The sequence below is a fragment of the Cedecea neteri NBRC 105707 = ATCC 33855 genome, from assembly GCF_001571265.1.
Taxonomy (GTDB): domain Bacteria; phylum Pseudomonadota; class Gammaproteobacteria; order Enterobacterales; family Enterobacteriaceae; genus Cedecea; species Cedecea neteri.
The window spans coordinates 1-20,967 of the sequence record NZ_BCTL01000051.1 but is presented as its reverse complement, the minus strand read 5'-3'; the positions used below and the strand labels follow the sequence as shown (position 1 = coordinate 20,967).

Genomic DNA, 20,967 nt, shown 5'->3' with positions numbered 1-20,967 from the left:
CGATTACAGCCCCCACACCCCGCATTCCACGCCATTCACCAGCAATCGACGCTTTTCTCCATCAGGCAAAGACAGCTTAATCTCACGCCAGGCAGGCTGATAATCCCCCTTGCGGCTAAAGGCTACGTTAATCTCATTGGCCGAACAGATGATTTCCCAGCTAAGCCAGAGCGCGTTGCCTTCTTTATATCCCCAGGATTCTCCATCATCCTCAAATAGCGAACCGTGAGAAACACCCGCGCCCTGTAGCGGGTAAATCTTCAGCTCACGAACGGTATCATCCTGCGGGGAAACGTGGCTGATGCGTTCGCTGTGGGGCAGCGCAGCCCCGGCGCGTACCAGCAGCAGCAGGCGTTCAAGCGGGGCGGGCAGGGTGATTGCCTGGCCGCCGCTAAACCACTGACCGGTATAATAGTCGTACCAGCCGTGCTCATTGGCTGGCAGCCATAAAGCGCGCTCACGCTGCCCAGGCTCCACCACGCTTGCCACCAGAAGATCCCGGCCCAGCAGAAACTCATCGCACTCGTCAAATGTCTTCACGTCGTGTTCATGATCCAGGAATGTAGGCCGCAGCATGGGTTCATCATCCGCATGGGCCTGCCACAGCAGCGTGTAGAAATAGGGCAGCAGACGATAGCGCAACTCGATGGCCTGGCGGATCGCCGGAGTGACCGCCGGATACATCCACGGCTCATTCACGGTGTGGTCATCATTCCATGAATGAATGGTAAAGCGCGGGTGCATCACGCCGTTCTGAACCCAGCGAACAAAAAGCTCGGCGTCGGGTTTATCGCCGGAAAAACCGCCGACGTCATGCCCGACGTTAAACAGGCCGGAAAGGCTCATGCCGACGCCCATGCGTGTGTTGTAACGCAGTGTTTCCCAACTGGTGCGGTTGTCGCCGCTCCATGTCTGAACGTAGCGCTGCATCCCGGCACAGCCGGAGCGGGAAATCAGATACGGGCGCTTTTCCGGGGCAAACTTCTGCTGAGCCTCCATCGAGGCGCGCATCATCAGCAGCGGCATAACCGGGCGAATGTGCTTGATGGCTATCGGCTGGCCGAAGCCGTGGCAGCGTGCTTCCCCGTCCCACACTTCGTATTCGTTGTTATCGTTCCAGGTTGAGCCGATACCCATTTCCAGCAGCTGCGAGGTAACGCCTGCCTGCCACCATTTCACCGTGGCCGGGTTGGTGAAGTCCAGATGAGAGCCTTCATCGTCCCAGAAACTGGAGCGTTCCGGCGCATCGGATTCCGAATCTTTGATAAACAGCCCGCCTTTGGCGACTTCTGCATAACGCGGATGATCCTGCAGCAGACAAGGTTTGATGTTGGCCGCAAGGCGGATCCCGGCCGCCATAAACGTCTGGCTCATCACCTTCGGCTGCGGCACTTTTTCATAGTTCCAGTTAAACACGTAGCGCTTATTATTGATGGAGGTGTAGCCCGATGAAAGCTGGAATGAGTCGCACGGAATGGCGAACTGCTGGCTCAGGCGGATGAAGTTCATCAGCTGATTTTGGGCGTCCGACGCGTCGGTGTAATGCATCGTTGAGCCGCTGTATCCCAGGCTCCATTTTGGCCCAAAGAAGGTTTTACCTGTCAGCCGCACGAACGCTTTGGTGACGTCCAGCACGCGCGGGCCGAGAAACAGGTAGTAGTCCAGGTCGCCGGCTTCCGCCTGCCAGCGACGGTAGGCCAGGTGATAGTTGTCAATCTCGTTGCCCAGATCCAGCCAGCAGCTGCTCAGGTTGTCATAGAACAGGCCAAAGCTAACGCCGTCGCGTTGCGTAATGGTGAAGGGGATATGCTTGTAAAGCGGGTCGGTGGACGCCGCGTTGTACCCCATCGCATCCAGGTTACGCATCTCATAGCGCCTGCCGGTGCGGTTAAGCGGCCCGGCTTTTTCCCCCAGGCCGTAAAAGCGCTCGCCGACAAAACGCCGCTGATAGTGCGCCACGCCATCGCCGTGGGCGTTAAGCTGGTAGGCGCTGGTGGGGCGATCGCAGGCGAGAGGCTGCCATTCGCCACGCTCAGTTTTGTATTCCCACTCCAGGTACAGTGGTTGATGCACGGTCACGCGCAGGCTTTCGCTACTGATGATGAGGCAATTTGCCTGCTGTTCCAACGTGAAGCCGGGCAGGGTAAACCCGGCGAGGCTTTCGCGCTCGCGGCCTTCCCAGGGCACATCCTGCTGCGGGGCGATGCTCCAGGTGCGGTCCAGCGCCAGGCCCTGCTGCCGCTTGATCAGCACGCGAAATAGCTTCTCTTCCAGCACATACAGGTGCAGAGAATGCTTGCCGTCGAGGGTCAGGATAACCTGGCTGTCATCTTGTTTTGCGAGCGTCCAGTTCTTAAGTGTTTTCATCAGAGACCATCCATTCAGCTACGTTTTGCACGGCGTTCGGCGATAAACGCCACCAGGAACACCGCACCGATCAGATCAAAAAAGCCCATGGCGATAAACAGCGGGTTAAAGCCAATCTTGTCGGCGGTTACGCCGATGATCAGGGAGAAGATAAAGCTGGCAATCCACGCCGCAGAGCCGCGCATGCCGTTGACGGTGGCCATCTGGCCTTTATCAAACGAGTCCACCACCAGCGCGCTGAGCATGCAGGAGATAATCTGGTGCCCGAAGCCGCCGATAGAGATAAGCAGGATGGCAATCCAGGGATCTTTAGTGACGGCGACCAGCGCCAGAGAAAGCATCAGGAAAGCGCCGGTGACCGAGCTGGCTACCACGGAGTTGGTGCGCGAACAGCCGAAAAATCGCGCGTAAACTTTGGTCAGATAGCCGCTGGCAATACTGCCGATATCGGCGGCCAGGAACGGCAGCCAGGCGAACATAGCAATCTGTTTGAGATCCATGCCGCGTTCGTTGGCCAGATAAAGCGGAACCCAGAAGCTCAGCACCGCCCAGGCGGGTTCTGCCATAAAAGCCGGAATGGCGATACCGTAAAAACGTTTGTTTTTTGAGACGGTTTTCAGGGCAGTGAAAAACGGCAGTTTCACGGCGGGCGGCTCGTTGTCCTGCTTGATGAAGGCCAGTTCTTCCTTACTCAGGTTCGGGTGCAGCTCCGGGTTGTGGTAAAACAGCCACCACAGTACGACCCACACCAGCGCCAGCGCGCCGCTGAACATAAAGGCACCCTGCCAGCCAAAGAAGCTGTGGGCGAAATAGATTATCGGCGGAGCCAGCATCGCGCCGATGGAAAAGCCCACCCCGGCCCAGCCTGCGGCAATCGGCCGCTCTTTTTTCGGAAACCATTCGCCCAGCGTTTTAGCGTTAGCGGGCGTGGCTGCTGCTTCCGCGCCGCCCATCATGAAGCGCAAAATGGCCAGCTGTAACCAGCTCCCGGCCCCGGCATGTAGCATACACATCACTGCCCAGATGCTGGCGCAGATCAGAAAGCCGATTTTCAGACCAATCACGTCTATCAGCCAGCCGCAGAGCGGTTGGAACAGGGTATAGGCCAACTGAAAAGCGCCGACGATCCAGGAGTATTGTTCGGTGGTAATCCCGAGCGAGGTTTTCAGCTCTGGCGCCAGAATCCCCAGCGCATTACGCGTGATGTAGTTGACGGTGACGCCAAGTAAGAACAGAACCAGAACCCACCAGCGCAAATGCCGGAAAACGCGTCCTGCCTTAACGGCGGTTATCGGTTGGTCGATGCCATGACTCATAGTTCACTCCACCTTGTAGGGTAATTAGTAGAATTGGTATGCCACTATTTTTTGGCGATGGATGATATTTAACTTTATGATTTATATATTTTTAATATGATTTTTGTTTTAAGCGAGAACCTTATTGGTCAACAAAATGGAGCGTAATTGAGTTATCAGCCAACCAATAGCGCAATTTTTGCAAACATTTTCACTACCTCGATCCAGAGCGAAGAAATAGCGGCGTATTTCCGGCACTATGGCTTATTTACAGCCATGAAAATTTTTTCATTTCACAAACGGGCGTCGATCACAAAATGAGTAAAACGCTAAAAATCGCCGAAATTGCCGCGCAAACGGGGCTGTCGATTAGCACCGTTTCCCGCGTGCTGGCGGGCAAGGGGAACACCAGCGAGTCGGCCCGCCAGCAGGTCCTTACCTGCGCCAAAGAGAAAGGGGTATTACAGGGGATTGCGGCGGGCAGATTGCTGGTCAACAGCCTTGTGGTTTTTGCACCCCGACGGGCGTTTGATGAGCGGCTGGATGTTTTTTACTACCGGGTGATGCAGGGTATCGGCAAGGCGTTGCTTCCCCACGAGGCCAGGCTGCGCTTCTGCGCGCTGGAAGAGAATGACAGCGATACCGGGCTGTTTCTCAGCAAGATGAACGAGCCGGAAACCGAAGCGGCAATCCTGTTGGGCATTGACGATACGCATATTCATGATTTAGCGGCGAACCTGGGCAAACCCTGCGTGCTGATCAACTGCCAGGATCGCAAAATGCGTCTTTCAGGCGTGGCGCCGGATCATCTGATGGCCGGTCGCTTTGCCGCAAACTACCTGTTCGACATGGGGCATAAAGGGGTGCTGACGCTGATGTGTCTGCGTCGCTACACCATGGAGTTGCGCCTCGCCGGGATTCGGGATGCGTGGGACTGCCGTAATTTGTCGTTTGATGAGACCCGACATTTGCTGGTCGCCCAAAGCTTTGGCGCCAAAGAGAGCGAGGTTTTAATCAGTGACTATCTGGCGGCTACGCCGCGACCGGCCTGGCCGAGCGCGCTGTTAGTCGGCGGTGACTTTATGGCCGCAGGGGCGGTGAGTGCCTTGCAAAAGGCCGGGCTGCGCGTGCCGCAGGATATGTCGGTGATGAGCATCGACGGCTTTAACCTGGCCGAAATCCATGACGTACCTTTAACCTCGGTTCATGTTCCCAGAGATGAGCTGGGCGAGGAGGCGGTACAGCTACTGCAGCAGCGCCTGATGCGCCCGGAAGCGCCGGTGGTGAATATCCTGCTGGCCGGTACGCTGAAGGTGCAGGCGTCAGTACGGCGAGTGGGTACGGGGCAGGGACGGCCGGCGGTGACCAGCGATAAACTCTACGACTGAGCAGAAAAAAAGCATAAATAAACCCTAAACAGCGCAGGCTCTTTGCCTTGCGCCCGAAGTTTAAATCCCTACTATAGGCCGCGGAAGACTTGCAGTATCTCGTTAGGCGAGGCTCCTGTACAAACATAGGTTGCTGATCTGACGACGTCGAGAGACGCCCAAGATTAGGACAGGTTATATCGAGCGAAGGTATAATCCCAGGTAACTTCCCCCGCTTTTGGGGATACGTTGTACAGTGCTAAAACCGAGACATGGAGATAGCGTCAGCACTCTCATATCTTGCTTCGCCCCAGGATGAGGACTGTTTATTTTTAAAACAGTAACCGGGGAAAAATCATGACCTTTTCAACTAATACCTCAGCGCACTCCAGCGCTTCACTGGCCGTGTCCGTCAAACTGCCATCCTCAGACTCGCAAAACACCGTGCTGGCTTACCTGAGCCAGGACTATATCGCTTTACCGCCGGGCACTTCGGTGGCTGAGGCGCAGGCGTTGTTCTGTTCCGGCATCAAAAATGAGCAGATCCCGTCGCAGATATTTGTGGTGGACGACGATGGCCATCTGTTTGGCCTGGTACCGGTAAAATCGCTGCTGCAGGCGGACAAAGACGCGCTGCTAAGCGACTTAATGAGATCCGTGGGGTTCTCATTAACGCCGGAAAAAACGCGCCATGAAGCCTGCGTAGACATTAAAAAGTCGGCTTCTAACTACATTCCCGTGCTGAGCTACGGCAAGCTGAAAGGCGTGCTGGGCCCGCAGGAAATCGCTCAACTGCTGGAGGATGAAAACACGCTCGACAGCCAGCTGCAGGGGGCTTCTTCACCGCTGGAAACGCCTTATCTGCAAAGCAGCGTCTTTACGCTGTGGCGCAAAAGATCGGTCTGGCTGTTGCTGCTGTTCGTGGCCGAGGCTTATACCAGCTCGGTGATTAAATCGTTTGAAGATCAGCTTGAAGCGGCGATCGCGCTGGCGTTCTTTATCCCGTTGCTGATCGGCACCGGCGGGAACACCGGCACACAAATTACCTCGACGCTGGTCAGGGCGATGGCGCTCGGCGAAGTGGGGCTAAAGGATTTGGGCGCTATTCTGCGCAAGGAGATCTCTGCCTCGGTGCTCATTGCCTTAACGATTGGCACAGCCGGGTTTATTCGGGCGTGGATGCTGGGCGTGGGGATGGAAGTGATGATGGTGGTGAGCCTGACGCTTATTGCCATCACCGTCTGGAGCGCGATTGTTTCCTCGATTATTCCGATGCTGCTGCGTAAGGTGAATATCGATCCGGCCGTGGTATCCGCGCCGTTTATCACGACCTTAATCGACGGAACCGGGCTGCTGATTTACTTCGAAATCGCCAAGGTGATGCTTACCGATCTGGCAGTCTAAAAGAGCCTTGTCGCGTATATGAACCCCCTCCGGCTAGGCCGGGGGGGATCGTGTGCAAATCCAGAACAAAAAAATGTCGCTGGGTAAAGAGAGGCCAAATCAATAATTGATTATCAGTCGCTTACTGCTTACGACTGAACATGGATTTAGCCCTTGCTGAAAACTGAAACAATTTTCCCGCTTTTACGGGTTGCGCAGGACTTTGCGTATTGATTTCATAATTAATTCTGAACATCATCCCTCTCTTTTTTTCTTTCAGGTAACCCAAACTATTGCTTCCTCCCTCTGAATTGGCAATTTCAAAAATATTCTCTCGTTGCCAGTGTATATTTAATCCTTTAATTTCTTCTTCAGTGTCTGTGTTTATAGCTGTAAATGAAGATTGAGACCGTAACGTTATCTGATTGTCCGTTTCCAGGGTGATATTAAAATCAGGATGGGCGTGAGACTGTTTTATTATGTTGTCGCCTTTCCATAGGCTTATATTGTGTTGGGCGAAAGGTGCGTGGTGCCCCTGGTGAGCAACTTCAGTTAAATATTTTGCTTTATCTGTGCCCAGAAAACTATGAATCAATCCTTCGTGGGTAAAACTTGATGCTGAAGTTGCGTCAGTATTTATACGTTCCGTTCCGCCGGGATATGAGAAGCTATAAATACTTCTTTTCCAGTCTTTTTCAAAAGGAATTGAAACGCTATCCCCATCAAGTACACGCTCATGTTCTGATGACAACATCTCTGGGCTGTCTAATAACCATGTTATAGTAAATGACGATTTATCATTGTTCATGTTGAGCTTTAGATACTCATCCGAAATATTCTCAGGGAATGCAAGTATATCGTCCAGTCCTTTTAGCTCTGTTATCCCAAAATAGTCGTAGTAGGTCATACATCCATTAATATCACTTAATGTGACAGGATTGTTTTTGACCATGCGGAACAAATTGAGCCCGTCTATTCTTCCTGCGGGGTCCGGGCTTAACCAGCGCCCCACCCAGGGCTGATAGTAGCGGTAACCGTAGTAGTACAGCCCTGTCGCATCCCGCTCTTTCCCGGAGTAACGAACGGTTTTATAGTTCACCTCTGTCTGACTGCGTGCGGTAAGTATTGCCGTACCACCAAATGGATAATACTCTTCCCGGCTGATAACCAGCCCGTCACCGTCCAGTTCCAGTCCGCTGCTACCCATAAGCGTATCGTAGCTGTAACGTATCTGGTCACCGGCAATCTCATCTGGCTTGCCGCTCGTCCAGTGCAGCGCTCGTACCTGCGCGCGGCCAGCTTCCCCGATACAGATAACCTGTAGCTTTTCATTCCCCGTTGTTCTCAGCTCCAGCCCCGGTAAATAAACCACTTGCTGACTGTCGCTGCATTTCATCACCCGCTGGTGCTCACTGTCGTAAACGTAGGTTTCACTGTCACCCACTTTTGCCAGCTCGCCGCGTGTCGTCCAGCTCAGGCTCTGGCCCGACAAAAGCATTTTTTGCAGCCCGCCTGCGGTAAACAACGTATCTACCTGCGATGGCTTGTTAGCTAGCGTACTGAGTACCGCCCGGTTACTGCTGTCGCTGACGGTGATACTGGTGGTGTGATTGTTGTTCTGCGCGGCGTGACGGATTTGAGTCAGATTCCCTGCATTGTCGTAGCTGTAGCGGCGGGTATAGTTTACGTAAGCAGCGTTGTCGAAGGGGGTGACTGGAGGTAATCGATGGTGGTATTGGCCGGTATTCGCCATTTCGCGTCCGCTGGCACAGACTAGCTGATACAGGCTGTCATAGCGGTAAATATTCTCTGGCACCACTTTCTGGTTACGCCAGAAGCGAGTTTCCTCCGCGTTGTTGCGCACCATCAGCACGTTGCCCACCGGGTCATATTCGTAGCGTAGGTCCTGGAGGATTGCCCGGCCAGCGGGATGACTCGCCAGACGTTCGGTTTTTATGCCAATGAGCCGCTGAGTACCTGGCTCATACTCCCGGGTGGTGACTACGCCGTTACCGTCTTCCTCGTGCAGTTTCTGCCCGGCGGCGGAGTAGGAGAGGGATTTGACGATGACCTGCTCCTGCCTGTCTTTCAGCTTCAGCCAGCTGCCTTTCAGCAGGCCTGCCACGTCGTACTCCACGCGCTGCATGTTTCCGGCAGCATCGGTGGTGCTGGTAACGCGTCCGGTGGCATCAGTAGTGGTTCGCGTTGTATGTGCTGCACCGTCCGGCAATGTGCGGGTCACCGAAAGCGGTATTCCGTTCAGGCTGATACTGTCAGTCGCCAGAGAGCCGGCAGTATCGTCATGACGAACACACTTCCCGGCGAGGTTAAAAGCTTGCGCCTGTGGCGTATAGCCAGCGTACTCAAAGCGCTCGCGGGGGATTACCGCCTCGCCCTCGACCTGTTCCAGAATGCTAAGTAGCCGTCCGGTACTCTCATAAATCCAGCTACGCACCACCCCATCTGGCGTGATCTGCCGATGCGGACGACCTTTAACATCATTAAGGCTATAACGGGTTCCGGCGTCGGCGCTCTGCGTGAGTAGTGGATTTCCCACCAGGTCGTTTTGGTAAACAAAATTGTTCTCCAGCCGTGGGTCAGCGCTCTGTGCCAGAAACCCATGAGAATCATAGCCGTGGCGGGTAATAAGTGACTCGGTTATCTCTGGTGTATCGGGATGGCGGCAGTAAACAATGTCACGAATTTTCAGGCTACGGTTATCAAATACCGCGATGGTGGGGGTTGCGCGGTTAGTTACCGCGATAGAACTTTGCATGGATTTTCTCCTTTGTGCAGTACCAAAGGCGCATGGCTGATACTAAACCATGCGCCATCATTCTTTGGAAATAAAAGGACCATCAATGGAGGGGTAATGTTCACCATCCGGCGTGTCTCAACAACTTCCATGGATGTTGGTTTCTATCCGCACACTTCACACTGCGGATTACGCGCCAGCTTCATCTCCCTGAACTGGCAGGTCATTGCATCGTAAAGCACGATTTTTCCTCGCGCCGGCGAGCCGTAGTTTGCCAGCAGCTTGATGGCTTCCATCGCCTCGAGTGAACCGATAATTCCGACCAGCGGCGCCATAACGCCCGCCTCCACGCAGCTCAGCGTACTTTCGCCAAACAGACGGCTCAGGCAGCGGTAGCAGGGCTCATTTTCCTGATACGTGAACACGCTTATCTGGCCTTCCATGCGGATCGCCGCCCCGGACACCAGCGGCGTCCTATGCCGATGGCAGCAGCGGTTAAGCTGATTACGGATGGTCACGTTATCGGTACAGTCCAGCACGACGTCGTGCTTAGCGACCAGCTCATCAAGCTGCGGCTCTTCAAGCAGGGCATTGATCGCCTCCAGCCGGATGTGCGGATTGATCGCGGCCAGTGCATCCCTTGCAGAATCAACCTTAGGTTGACCAATGGTCGCATCGCTGTGCAGCGTCTGGCGCTGAAGGTTGGAGAGCGAAACAGTATCGAAATCGAGCAGCGTAAGATGCCCCACGCCCGCCGCCGCCAGATACTGCGCAGCCGCGCAGCCCAGCCCACCCAGCCCGATGATGAGGACCCGCGAGGCCTTTAGCTTTTCCTGGCCGTCAAAGTCAAAGCCGCGCAGCACAATCTGGCGGTTATAGCGCAGCATTTCCTCGTCGCTAAGCTCAACCATCTCAGCCTCCGAACAGCGGGTTAAACGGCTCGACCTCAACCCATTCTCCGGCCTCTACGTTGCCGCGCTCACGCTCCAGCACCACAAAGCAGTTGGCCTGGCTGAAGGAGCTGAAAATATGAGAGCCCTGGTGCCCGGTGCTTAACACTTCAAGGTCACCCTGCTCATTACGGCGCAGAATGCCGCGCTGGAAGTCGAGGCGGCCAGGGGATTTCTTCAGCTTGCCGACGGTGCGTACGCGCATGCGAGGCGGCAGTGGGCTACCGAGTTGCCCACTCAGCTTAGCCAGCAGCGGCTGCACGAGCTGGTAGAACGTCAGGGCCGCGGAAACCGGGTTACCCGGTAGGCCGCAGAACCAGCTGTTTTTCAGGCGCCCAAAGGCAAACGGTTTGCCCGGCTTAATCGCCAGCTTCCAGAAGCCGACTTCGCCCAGCTCTTCGAGAATTTGCTTGGTGTAATCTGCTTCGCCCACCGAAACGCCGCCGCTGCTGACGACGACGTCTGCGCGGCTGTCCGCTTCGCTAAACACCGCGCGAAGGGCAGCCTGGTCATCGCGAACGATGCCGAGGTTGATAACTTCACAACCCAGTTGTTCCAGCATGATGTGCACCGCCAGGCGGTTGGTATCGTAGATTTGGCCCTCGGCCAGCGGCTGGCCCGGAAGCTGGAGTTCGTCGCCGGTGGAAAACACCGCTGCACGCACTTTGCGATAGACCTCCACTTCCGGGATGCCGAGAGAGGCAATCAGCGGTAGTTCAGCGGCGGTCAACTTCACGCCTGCGGCCAGCACGCTGGCGCCCTGATGAATATCCTCGCCACGGCGGCGAATGTTCTGCCCGTTCTTCACGACGGCGTTAAAACGCACGCCGCTTTCGGTCACTTCCGTCTCTTCCTGCATCACTACGGCTTCGGTTCCGATAGGGATCGGCGCGCCGGTCATAATGCGCACGCAGGTGCCCGCGGGCCATTCGCCGCTGAACGGCTGCCCGGCAAACGCTTTACCTGCGACAGGCAGCGCGCCACCGGCCTTGAGATCCGCCAGCCGTAGCGCATACCCGTCCATCGCTGAGTTGTCGAAGCCAGGGACATCAAGCGGGGAGGTAACGGGGGAGGCGGTGATGCGGCCCGTGGCCTGCAGCAGCGGCACGGTTTCCGTTTCGGACAGCGGGTGAATACGGGATAGCATCTGTTCAAGCGCGGTTTCAAGCGGGATCAGCCCGGCGGTAAATTCCATTCGTGGCTCCAGGAGCAGGGACAAAATAAGGGCTTAGTATGGCAGAAAACGCCGCCGGGCGGCATGTCTGGGATCAGCAAAACCCTGCCATCAGCGGCCAGATATGCGTTACATCACGTTGTCACGTTTCTTCTTTACGCTCGGTCTGCGCGTAAACCGCCATTGGCTATAGTCATTGTGGCTAATAAAAAACTTTGCAAGGAAGAACTGATGATAAGCAAACAAAAAGCATTCAAATTCAGTATGCTGGCCGCCGCTGTGGGCTTCACCTCATCCGCATTCGCCTTTGATTCCCTCACCGTTTTTGGCGACAGCCTCAGCGATACCGGTAATAACGGACGCTGGACCTGGAACAGCAGCCAGAACAAACTCTACGACGAACAGCTGGCCGACCATTATGGTCTGACGTTAACGCCTTCCCGCGAGGGCGGCAGCAACTATGCCGCAGGCGGGGGCACCGCTGTGCCCGCGCTTAATCCGGCCGATAACACCCAAAGCCAGGTTCAGCGCTATCTAAGCCAGACCGGCGGCCGGGCGGACGGCAACGGCTTATACATTCACTGGATAGGCGGTAACGATCTTGCCGCCGCGGCCACTCAGCCTGCGCTAGCGCAGGGGATAGCGGCTAACAGCGCGGCTAACGCTGCCGCGCAGGTGGGGGCTTTGCTTGATGCGGGCGCCGGGCTGGTGGTGGTGCCGAACGTCCCGAATATCGGCGCCACACCAACGCTGATGGAACTGGTACTGAGTGCCGGGCTTGGTGCGGCGGCCACGCCAGCGATACAGGCTGCCTATGCTTCTCTGGATGCGGCGCAAACGCCTGACCTGGCGAGCCGCCAGCAGGCAATTCATCAGGCTTTACAGGCGGCGGCAGCGGTCGTCAGTACGAATCCACTCATACAGCAGGGCGTGGCTGCCCAGCTTATTGCTGCCTACGATCAAGCCGTGCAGCAGGCTTCTTTGCTCACCACGTTCTATAACAGCGCCGAGGATCAGGCTTTGCTGCAGCACGGCGGCAACATTGCCCGGGCGGATATCAACGGCGTTTTCCAGGAGATTCTGGCTAATCCGCAGGCATTTGGCCTGACAAACACCGCCGGAATGGCCTGCCCACCGGGCGTGGCGGCCACCGACTGCACCAGCTCCACCCCTGGATTTAACGCAGCTCAGGATTACCTGTTTGCCGATCATTTCCACCCAAGCCCGCAGGTTCACAGCATCATTGCTCAGTACATTGAGTCGATTATCGTCGCGCCCGTGCAGGTCACTCGCCTGAACCAGGGCACACAGGCGATGGTGCGCGGCAGCCGGGCCACTCTTGATAGCCGCTATCAGCAACTGCGGCAGGGAAATAACGCCGCAGGTTCACTGGGCGTGTTTGGTGGCTACAGCGGCGGGTATCAGCGGTACAGCGGCAGTAGCGAAACCGGAGACGGCAAAGGAAACACCAATAACCTGACCGTGGGCCTCGACTATCAGTGGAATGAAAACGTGGTGCTGGGCGGGCTGATTGCCGGTTCGCTGGACAATCAGCGCCCGGATGATAACTACCGCTATGACACCCGAGGTTTCCAGGCCGCGCTCTTTGGCCAGCTTCGCGCGGGCCAGGCCTGGCTGAACGGGGACGTGCATTATCTCTCGGCCGACTTCACCAACATTCAGCGTGATATCACGCTCGGGCAGCTTACCCGCACGGAAAAAGGCGACACCGACGGCAGGCTGTACGGCGCGAGATTGACGGCTGGCTTCGATATCCCCGTCACGAACTGGCTGACCACGGGGCCCGTGCTGCAATACGCCTGGGATTACAGCCACGTAAACGGTTACAGCGAAAACGGCAGCAGCAGCACGGCTATGCGCTTTGGCGACCAGAACGGCCATTCGCAAATTGGCAGCGCGGGCTGGCGCGTGGACACGAAGCTGGGCGTCATTAATCCCTGGGCGCAGGCCAGCTATCGCCATCAGTTTGGCGATGACAGCTACCGTGCGAACGGCGGCCTAAAATCCACGGCGCTGACCTTCAGCCGCAGCGGTGAACAGCTGGATAAAAACTGGGCCGATATTGCCGTCGGGGCCGATATGCCGCTTTCAAATACCGTGTCCGCATTCGCGGCGGTTGCACAAACCGCAGGCTTAAGCGACGGGAACCAGACCAGCTACAACGTGGGCATCAGCGCGAAGTTCTAAGATTTTGTTATTACCAAAGAAATAGCGGCTTTGATTTTATAGGCCGCTTTTTCTTCTTCCCGCCGGGGCGGCGTAAGCCTCACAGAGTAAAGTCAATTTTCTTTACAACACTTTTACGTCTTTCTATATTCAAAAATCGTATCAATGTTTGGCAACGATTCTGATATTTATAGAAAAAACGCTGCCGGATATCACTTTCTACAGGCAATGCCGAATGACCAAAGCCGTTATTGCTATTCATGGCGGGGCCGGAGCCCTGACCCGCGCCCACCTGACGCCGGAAAAAGAGCAGGAGTTTATCAGCGCGCTCTCCGGCATTGTTGAAGCCGGGCAGCAGATCCTTGAACGCGGAGGCAGCGCGCTGGACGCGGTGACAGAGGCGGTTCGCCTGCTGGAGGAATGCCCGCTGTTTAACGCCGGGATTGGTTCGGTGTTCACTAGTGAAGGCAAACATGAGCTTGACGCCTGCGTGATGGACGGCAACAGCCTGGATGCCGGGGCGGTGGCGGGGGTGAGCCATATCCGCAACCCGATCCTGGCCGCAAGGCTGGTGTTGGAAAACAGCCCGCACGTGCTGATGATTGGCGAAGGGGCGGACCGTTTCGCCGTGCAGCATGGGCTTGAGCCGGTAGAAGCCACGCTTTTTTCAACCGAAGAACGCTATCAGCAACTGCTGCGCGCCCGTGAAAGCCAGCAAACGCTGTTGGATCATGACGGGACTGAGCCGATTGATGTCGATAAAAAATTTGGCACAGTTGGCGCAGTGGCGCTGGATAAATTCGGTAATCTGGCGGCGGCAACCTCCACCGGTGGGATGACCAATAAACTGCCGGGCCGGGTAGGGGATTCACCCCTCGTCGGCGCGGGCTGCTATGCCAACAACGCTAACGTGGCGGTGTCCTGCACCGGCACTGGTGAAGTCTTTATTCGTACGCTAGCGGCCTACGACATTGCAGCATTAATGGAGTACGCCGGACTAAGCCTGCAGCAGGCAGTCGACCGCGTGGTGCTGGAGAAACTGCCCGCGCTGGGCGGCAGCGGCGGCATGATTGCCATTGATAATCAGGGTAACGTCGCGCTGCCGTTTAACAGCGAAGGGATGTACCGTGGCTTTGGCTTTGTCGGCGATGCCCCGAATGTAGGAATTTATCGTGACCAGGAGAGTTAATGCCGCACAGTCATGAGCTATCGGACGAGCAGGTGCTTGCCGTTAGCGACCTCAATATTCGCTTTCACCAACAGCAGCAGGTCACCGAAGCGGTGCGTCACTTGTCGCTGACCCTTAACCGGGGAGAAACGCTGGCTATCGTGGGCGAGTCGGGTTCCGGTAAGTCGGTGACTGCAATGGCGCTGATGCGTCTGCTGGAACGAAGCGGCGGGCAGGTGAGCTGCGACAAGCTGCTGCTGCGTCGGCGTAATAAAGAGGTGCTGAACCTGTCCGAACTGAGCAACGCCCAGATGCGTCGCGTGCGTGGGGCGGATGTGGCAATGATTTTTCAGGAGCCGATGACCTCGCTCAATCCGGTGTTTACCGTGGGCGAACAAATCGCTGAATCTATCCGTTTACATCAAAAGCTGGATGGCCGGGCGGCGCTGGTGGAAGCGAAGCGCATGCTGGAACGCGTGCGTATTCCTGAAGCTCAGGCCATCCTGAACCGCTACCCGCACCAGCTTTCCGGCGGCATGCGTCAGCGAGTGATGATTGCCATGGCGCTCTCTTGTCGCCCGGCGGTGCTGATCGCCGATGAGCCGACGACCGCCCTCGACGTGACGATTCAGGCGCAAATCCTGCAGCTTATTCGCGTTCTGCAGGATGAAATGCAGATGGGGGTGATTTTTATCACTCACGATATGGGCGTGGTGGCCGATATCGCCGACCGGGTGCTGGTTATGTATCGGGGCGAAGCGGTGGAAACCGGCACCGTGGAGCAAATATTTCAAAACCCACAGCACGCTTACACGCAGGCGTTATTGGCCGCCGTGCCGCGTCTGGGTGCCATGAACGGCAGCGATTTGCCGCGTAAGTTTCCGCTTATCGTGCCGGGGCAGCCGAATCAGCAAGAGCCTGAAACCGAGCAGGACACGATTCCCCACGGCGCGAAGCCGGTGCTGGAGGTTCGTGATCTGGTGACCCGGTTCCCGCTGCGCAGCGGAATATTCAACCGGGTGACGCGGCAGGTACATGCTGTTGAAAAGGTGAGTTTTGATTTACTGCCCGGCGAAACCCTGGCGCTGGTGGGGGAGTCCGGCTGTGGTAAATCGACCACCGGGCGCTCGCTGCTGCGGCTGGTGGAAACCCAGGGCGGCACTATCACCTTTAACGGCCAGCGTATTGATAACTTGCCTAACGGCGAGCTGCAGCACGTCCGCAAAGACATTCAGTTTATTTTCCAGGATCCGTATGCTTCGTTGGATCCGCGTCAGACCGTCGGCTACTCCATTATGGAGCCGCTGTTGGTGCACCAGGCGATGCCTAAAGAGCAGGCTCAAGAGCGCGTGGCCTGGCTGCTTGAGCGAGTGGGTTTACAGCCTGAACACGCCTGGCGTTACCCGCATGAGTTCTCCGGCGGCCAGCGGCAGAGGGTTTGTATTGCCCGCGCGCTGGCGCTGAACCCGAAGGTGGTGATTGCCGACGAGTCCGTTTCGGCGCTGGATGTGTCGATCCGGGCGCAAATCGTTAACCTGCTGCTCGACCTGCAGCGCGAGTTTGGCATCGCTTTCCTGTTTATTTCCCACGACATGGCCGTGGTGGAACGTATCAGCCATCGCGTGGCGGTGATGTATTTGGGCCAGATAGTGGAAATTGGCCCGCGCCGCGCCGTGTTTGAAAACCCTCAGCATCCGTACACCCGCAAACTCATGGCGGCGGTACCGGTCGCTGATCCAACCCGCAAGGGTCGCAAGCCTGTTTTAGTGTCTGATGAGATCCCCAGCGCCACGCGCAGCCTGGGGGATGAGCCGCACGTAGCACCGCTGGTTGCGGTGGGGCCGGGGCATTTTGTCGCCCGTCACCCCATCGGCAGCAGTGAAAATCGCCTATAAAGGAAAACAATAATGACAGCTAACACAACGCAAAAATGGCTGCTGGCGGCGGGACTTGCCTCCGCCGTTCTCGCCACGCCCGCTTTCGCTGCTAAAGATGTCGTGGTAGCGGTGGCCTCAAACTTCACCACGCTCGATCCTTACGACGCGAATGACACGCTGTCCCAGGCCGTAGCCAAATCGTTCTATCAGGGGCTGTTCGGGCTCGATAAAGACATGAAGCTGCAAAACGTGCTGGCAGAAAGCTACAAAGTGTCTGACGATGGCCTGGTGTACACCATTAAGCTGCGCACGGGCGTGAAGTTCCAGGACGGCACTGACTTTAATGCCGATGCGGTAAAAGCGAACCTCGATCGCGCCAGCAACCCGGATAATCACCTCAAGCGCTACAACCTGTATAAAACCATTGCCAAAACGGAGGTGGTCGATCCTTCCACGGTGAAAATCACCTTAAAAGAGCCATTCTCGGCGTTTATCAATATTCTGGCCCACCCGGCGACGGCGATGATCTCTCCGGCGGCGCTGCAAAAATACGGCAAAGATATCAGCTTCCATCCGGTGGGGACCGGCCCGTACCAGCTGGATACCTGGAACCAGACCGATTTTGTGAAGGTGAAGAAATTTGCCGGTTACTGGCAGCAGGGCCTGCCGAAGCTGGACAGCATTACCTGGCGCCCGGTTGTGGATAACAACACCCGCGCGGCGATGCTGCAAACTGGTGAAGCACAGTTCGCGTTCCCAATCCCTTACGAGCAGGCGGGCGTGCTGGAGAAAAACAGCAAGCTTGAGCTGGTCGCTTCGCCGTCCATCATGCAGCGCTACATCAGCATGAACGTCACCCAGAAACCGTTTGATAACCCGAAAGTCCGCGAAGCCATCAACTATGCGATTAACCGCCAGGCGCTGGTGAAAGTGGCGTTCTCCGGCTTCGCTACGCCGGCAGAAGGCGTGGTGCCGCCGTCGCTTGCCTATGCCGAGAAATTCAAACCCTGGCCTTACGATCCGGCCAAAGCCAAAGCGTTGCTGAAAGAAGCGGGCTTCCCGAACGGCTTTGAAACCACGCTCTGGTCGTCCCACAACCACAGCACCGCGCAGAAAGTGCTGCAGTTTACCCAGCAGCAGCTGGCGCAGGTTGGCATCAAGGTAAAAGTGACGGCGATGGACGCCGGGCAGCGGGCGGCCGAGGTAGAAGCGAAAGGGCAGAAAGAGAGCGGCGTGAGAATGTTCTACACCGGCTGGTCAGCATCTACCGGCGAGGCTGACTGGGCGCTGTCGCCGCTGTTTGCTTCCCAGAACTGGCCACCAACGCTGTTTAACACTGCGTTTTACAGTAATCCTCAGGTGGACAAAGACCTGACCGATGCGCTGAAAACCACCAAGCCTGAAGAGAAAGCGAAACTGTATAAAGACGCACAGGACATTATCTGGAAAGAGTCACCGTGGGTGCCGCTGGTGGTAGAAAAACTGGTTTCTGCCCACAGTAAAAATCTCACCGGATTCTACGTGATGCCGGATACCGGGTTTAGTTTTGATAATGCGGATCTGAAGTAGCGTGATAATGACCCTCACCCCGGCCCTCTCCTCTCTGGGGGGAGGGGCTCTATGCCCTGTTCTTTTATTCCCTCTCCCCTTTGGGGAGAGGGTTAGGGTGAGGGGCTGCAATGTTTAACTATTTCCTCAAACGCCTCTTTGGCCTGATCCCGACGCTGTTCATCGTCGCGGTGCTGGTGTTCCTGTTTGTGCACCTGCTGCCCGGCGACCCGGCGCGGCTGATTGCCGGGCCGGAAGCTGATGCCACCGTCATCGAACTTGTTCGCAAACAGCTGGGGCTGGATCAGCCGCTGTGGCGGCAGTTCCTGCATTACATCACTCACGTTGTGCAGGGTGACTTTGGTACCTCGCTGGTTTCACGCCGTCCTGTGTCTGAAGAGATTGCCAGCCGCTTTATGCCCACGCTGTGGCTGACGCTAACCAGCATGGCATGGGCGACGCTGTTTGGCCTGGCTACCGGCATAGTGGCCGCCGTCTGGCGCAACCGCTGGCCGGATCGCCTGAGCATGACGATCGCCGTGTCCGGTATTTCATTCCCGGCCTTCGCGCTGGGGATGCTGCTGATGCAGGTCTTCTCGGTTGAGTTAGGCTGGCTGCCCACGGTGGGGGCGGACAGCTGGCAGCACTACATTTTGCCGTCTATTACCCTTGGTGCGGCGGTGGCTGCGGTGATGGCGAGATTCACCCGCGCATCGTTCGTGGATGTGCTGCACGAAGATTACATGCGTACCGCCCGGGCAAAAGGCGTGAGCGAAACGCTGATCGTGGTAAAACACGGCCTGCGTAACGCCATGATCCCGGTGATCACCATGATGGGACTGCAGTTCGGCTTCCTGCTCGGTGGCTCAATTGTGGTGGAAAAAGTGTTTAACTGGCCGGGACTAGGGCGCCTGCTGGTGGATTCGGTGGAGATGCGTGATTACCCGGTTATTCAGGCTGAGGTTCTGCTGTTTTCGCTGGAGTTTATTGTGATCAACTTAGTGGTGGATCTGCTGTATGCCGCCATTAACCCGGCCATCAGGTACAAATAAGGATGCGACTTTTAAACTGGCGACGCCAGGCCATAGTCAACGCAATGCCCGTGGTACGTGCCGGGCAAATTCGGACCCCGTGGAGTGAATTTCTGCGGCGTTTTCGCCAGCAGCCCGTGGCGATGACCGCCGGGCTGTTTGTGCTTTTGTTGATAGTGATTGCGTTAATTGCGCCGTGGATTGCCCCTTTTGATGCGGAAAACTACTTCGATTACGACAGGCTGAACGATGGTCCATCGATGCTGCACTGGTTTGGCGTGGACTCACTGGGGCGCGATATTTTTAGCCGTGTGCTGGTTGGGGCGCAAATCTCGCTGGCCGCCGGGGTCTTTTCAGTGCTTATCGGTGCGCTGATCGGTACCTTCTTTGGCCTGCTGGCGGGCTATTACGAAGGCTGGTGGGATCGCATTATCATGCGCATTTGCGATGTTCTGTTTGCCTTCCCCGGCATTCTGCTGGCGATAGCGGTGGTGGCGGTGATGGGCAGCGGCATGACCAACGTGATTATTGCGGTGGCGATTTTCAGTATTCCCGCCTTTGCCCGTCTGGTGCGCGGCAACACGCTGGTGCTGAAACAGCAAACTTTTATTGAGTCTGCTCGTAGCATTGGTGCCCCGGATGCGACTATCATCTTCCGGCATATTCTGCCGGGCACCGTTTCGTCGATTGTGGTGTATTTCACCATGCGCATCGGGACCTCGATTATCTCCGCCGCGAGCCTGTCGTTTCTTGGCCTGGGCGCTCAACCTCCTACGCCGGAATGGGGCGCTATGCTGAACGAGGCGAGGGCGGATATGGTGATTGCCCCGCACGTGGCTATTTTCCCGAGTCTTGCCATCTTTTTGACCGTGCTGGCGTTCAACTTGTTGGGGGATGGGCTGCGGGACGCGTTGGATCCTAAAATTAAAGGCTAAGCTGAGGCAGTAAATTCGTTGCCCTGGAGTGAAGAAATGAGAAAGATAACCGGGGCATTTCTGCTCAGTCCGTTGCTGATTGCTACTGCCTGCCCGGCGGCCAACTGGTCGCTCGGCGCGCAGGGTGGCCTGTATCAAACCCCTTATCAAACCCGGCACCAGCTTCGCTGGGCGCTGCCCTACGTCGGCTACGACGGCAAAACCTGGTATCTCGACGGTACCGAGGCGGGCTATAACTTCATCAATACCGATACGCTGCTGCTGCGCGCTAAGGTCTATTACTACGACACGCTGTATCGTGCCGATACCGGGCAAACGCCCGCGCTGCGAGGTTTGAGCAACCGTAACAGCACGATGATGGGCGGCATGACGATGCAGTACACCACGCCGGTGGGGGCATTTAGCGCCACGATTGCGGGTGACACGCTGGGCGTCAGCAACGGCGTGGTCGCCAATTCAGCCTATATTGCAATGGCGCAGTGGGGAGACTTCACGCTGGTGCCGGAAGCCGGCATGGACTTTTCTAACGCGCAAAATACGCGTTACTACTACGGCATCTCTGAGAAAGAGTCGGCAAAAACGGGTCTGACGACATGGCGCCCGCAAGGCAGCATTGTGCCTTATGCGCAGCTGGCGATGAATTATGCCTGGACGCCGCTCTGGAACACCTGGGCACAGTTCACGCAGCGCTTTTATCCGAGTGCTATCAGCGACAGCCCAATGGTGAATAAGAATAACCTGCGGGAGTTAACGGTGGGGATGAGTTATACGTTTTAAGCGTGTTCTGGCTGGTTATGCTGTAGTTATAAATGCCTTCTATGAAGGATCGGCTTAAGGTTCCGTTCACTTCCAGTACAGATTCATATGCAGTCACTGCGCCGGTGAACGTGTCCGGGGGATCACGCCATCCCCCGAACAGCCCCGGCGCCC

14 protein-coding genes and 1 riboswitch are annotated in these 20,967 nt (G+C 56.5%); of the genes, 9 read left to right on the top strand and 5 right to left on the bottom strand.

The window, feature by feature from the left end; genetic code table 11:
• Positions 1-3: 3 nt before the first annotated feature.
• Complete coding sequence (locus tag CNE01S_RS19635; RefSeq protein ID WP_061277902.1) at positions 4-2,367, bottom strand: glycoside hydrolase family 31 protein; 2,364 nt, start codon at positions 2,365-2,367, stop codon at positions 4-6.
• Between the two features lie 14 nt (positions 2,368-2,381).
• Positions 2,382-3,683, bottom strand: coding sequence for an MFS transporter (locus CNE01S_RS19630; protein WP_061277901.1), 1,302 nt, complete (start codon positions 3,681-3,683; stop codon positions 2,382-2,384).
• 296 nt (positions 3,684-3,979) lie between these two features.
• Here CNE01S_RS19630 and CNE01S_RS19625 point away from each other — a divergent pair, with 296 nt between their 5' ends.
• Both CNE01S_RS19625 and CNE01S_RS19620 read left to right on the top strand, forming a co-directional pair.
• Entirely contained in the window at positions 3,980-5,050 is a 1,071-nt protein-coding gene (locus CNE01S_RS19625) for a LacI family DNA-binding transcriptional regulator (protein ID WP_061277900.1), read from the top strand.
• A 91-nt stretch (positions 5,051-5,141) separates the two neighbouring features.
• A riboswitch (M-box (ykoK) riboswitch) is annotated at positions 5,142-5,314 on the top strand.
• A 72-nt stretch (positions 5,315-5,386) separates the two neighbouring features.
• Positions 5,387-6,433 (top strand): magnesium transporter, encoded by a 1,047-nt coding sequence (locus tag CNE01S_RS19620; protein WP_061277899.1) that lies wholly within the window; start codon positions 5,387-5,389, stop codon positions 6,431-6,433.
• 121 nt (positions 6,434-6,554) lie between these two features.
• Here CNE01S_RS19620 and CNE01S_RS19615 read toward each other — a convergent pair whose 3' ends face one another.
• From CNE01S_RS19615 to moeA, 3 genes are all read right to left on the bottom strand, one after another.
• Positions 6,555-9,188, bottom strand: coding sequence for an RHS repeat protein (locus CNE01S_RS19615; protein WP_061277898.1), 2,634 nt, complete (start codon positions 9,186-9,188; stop codon positions 6,555-6,557).
• A 143-nt stretch (positions 9,189-9,331) separates the two neighbouring features.
• Positions 9,332-10,078: a molybdopterin-synthase adenylyltransferase MoeB gene (gene moeB / locus CNE01S_RS19610; RefSeq protein ID WP_061277897.1), complete on the bottom strand. Its 747-nt coding sequence runs from the start codon at positions 10,076-10,078 to the stop codon at positions 9,332-9,334.
• A gap of 1 nt (position 10,079) precedes the next feature.
• The gene (gene moeA, locus CNE01S_RS19605; protein ID WP_061277896.1) at positions 10,080-11,312 is read right to left on the bottom strand and encodes a molybdopterin molybdotransferase MoeA; all 1,233 of its coding nucleotides are present in this window, start codon (positions 11,310-11,312) and stop codon (positions 10,080-10,082) included.
• Positions 11,313-11,555: 243 nt separating this feature from the next.
• Here moeA and CNE01S_RS19600 point away from each other — a divergent pair, with 243 nt between their 5' ends.
• From CNE01S_RS19600 to CNE01S_RS19570, 7 genes are all read left to right on the top strand, one after another.
• Positions 11,556-13,499: an autotransporter outer membrane beta-barrel domain-containing protein gene (locus CNE01S_RS19600; protein ID WP_425430212.1), complete on the top strand. Its 1,944-nt coding sequence runs from the start codon at positions 11,556-11,558 to the stop codon at positions 13,497-13,499.
• A gap of 214 nt (positions 13,500-13,713) precedes the next feature.
• Positions 13,714-14,667: a beta-aspartyl-peptidase gene (iaaA, locus tag CNE01S_RS19595; protein WP_061277894.1), complete on the top strand. Its 954-nt coding sequence runs from the start codon at positions 13,714-13,716 to the stop codon at positions 14,665-14,667.
• The gene (gsiA, locus tag CNE01S_RS19590) at positions 14,667-16,541 is read left to right on the top strand and encodes a glutathione ABC transporter ATP-binding protein GsiA (protein ID WP_061277893.1); all 1,875 of its coding nucleotides are present in this window, start codon (positions 14,667-14,669) and stop codon (positions 16,539-16,541) included. Before iaaA ends, gsiA begins: the two co-directional genes overlap by 1 nt.
• Before the next feature lie 12 nt (positions 16,542-16,553).
• The gene (gene gsiB / locus CNE01S_RS19585; protein ID WP_061277892.1) at positions 16,554-18,092 is read left to right on the top strand and encodes a glutathione ABC transporter substrate-binding protein GsiB; all 1,539 of its coding nucleotides are present in this window, start codon (positions 16,554-16,556) and stop codon (positions 18,090-18,092) included.
• Positions 18,093-18,202: 110 nt separating this feature from the next.
• Positions 18,203-19,123, top strand: coding sequence for a glutathione ABC transporter permease GsiC (gsiC, locus tag CNE01S_RS19580; protein ID WP_061277891.1), 921 nt, complete (start codon positions 18,203-18,205; stop codon positions 19,121-19,123).
• Between the two features lie 2 nt (positions 19,124-19,125).
• Entirely contained in the window at positions 19,126-20,037 is a 912-nt protein-coding gene (gene gsiD, locus CNE01S_RS19575; protein WP_008455211.1) for a glutathione ABC transporter permease GsiD, read from the top strand.
• Positions 20,038-20,073: 36 nt separating this feature from the next.
• Positions 20,074-20,814: a MipA/OmpV family protein gene (locus tag CNE01S_RS19570; RefSeq protein ID WP_061277890.1), complete on the top strand. Its 741-nt coding sequence runs from the start codon at positions 20,074-20,076 to the stop codon at positions 20,812-20,814.
• Positions 20,815-20,967: the final 153 nt, after the last annotated feature.

Coding starts and splice junctions, on each gene's coding strand:
- CNE01S_RS19635 (WP_061277902.1), bottom strand. CDS start 2,367: ATGAAAACACTTAAGAACTGGACGCTCGCAAAACAAGATGACAGCCAG.
- CNE01S_RS19630 (WP_061277901.1), bottom strand. CDS start 3,683: ATGAGTCATGGCATCGACCAACCGATAACCGCCGTTAAGGCAGGACGC.
- CNE01S_RS19625 (WP_061277900.1), top strand. CDS start 3,980: ATGAGTAAAACGCTAAAAATCGCCGAAATTGCCGCGCAAACGGGGCTG.
- CNE01S_RS19620 (WP_061277899.1), top strand. CDS start 5,387: ATGACCTTTTCAACTAATACCTCAGCGCACTCCAGCGCTTCACTGGCC.
- CNE01S_RS19615 (WP_061277898.1), bottom strand. CDS start 9,188: ATGCAAAGTTCTATCGCGGTAACTAACCGCGCAACCCCCACCATCGCG.
- moeB (WP_061277897.1), bottom strand. CDS start 10,078: ATGGTTGAGCTTAGCGACGAGGAAATGCTGCGCTATAACCGCCAGATT.
- moeA (WP_061277896.1), bottom strand. CDS start 11,312: ATGGAATTTACCGCCGGGCTGATCCCGCTTGAAACCGCGCTTGAACAG.
- CNE01S_RS19600 (WP_425430212.1), top strand. CDS start 11,556: ATGCTGGCCGCCGCTGTGGGCTTCACCTCATCCGCATTCGCCTTTGAT.
- iaaA (WP_061277894.1), top strand. CDS start 13,714: ATGACCAAAGCCGTTATTGCTATTCATGGCGGGGCCGGAGCCCTGACC.
- gsiA (WP_061277893.1), top strand. CDS start 14,667: ATGCCGCACAGTCATGAGCTATCGGACGAGCAGGTGCTTGCCGTTAGC.
- gsiB (WP_061277892.1), top strand. CDS start 16,554: ATGACAGCTAACACAACGCAAAAATGGCTGCTGGCGGCGGGACTTGCC.
- gsiC (WP_061277891.1), top strand. CDS start 18,203: ATGTTTAACTATTTCCTCAAACGCCTCTTTGGCCTGATCCCGACGCTG.
- gsiD (WP_008455211.1), top strand. CDS start 19,126: ATGCGACTTTTAAACTGGCGACGCCAGGCCATAGTCAACGCAATGCCC.
- CNE01S_RS19570 (WP_061277890.1), top strand. CDS start 20,074: ATGAGAAAGATAACCGGGGCATTTCTGCTCAGTCCGTTGCTGATTGCT.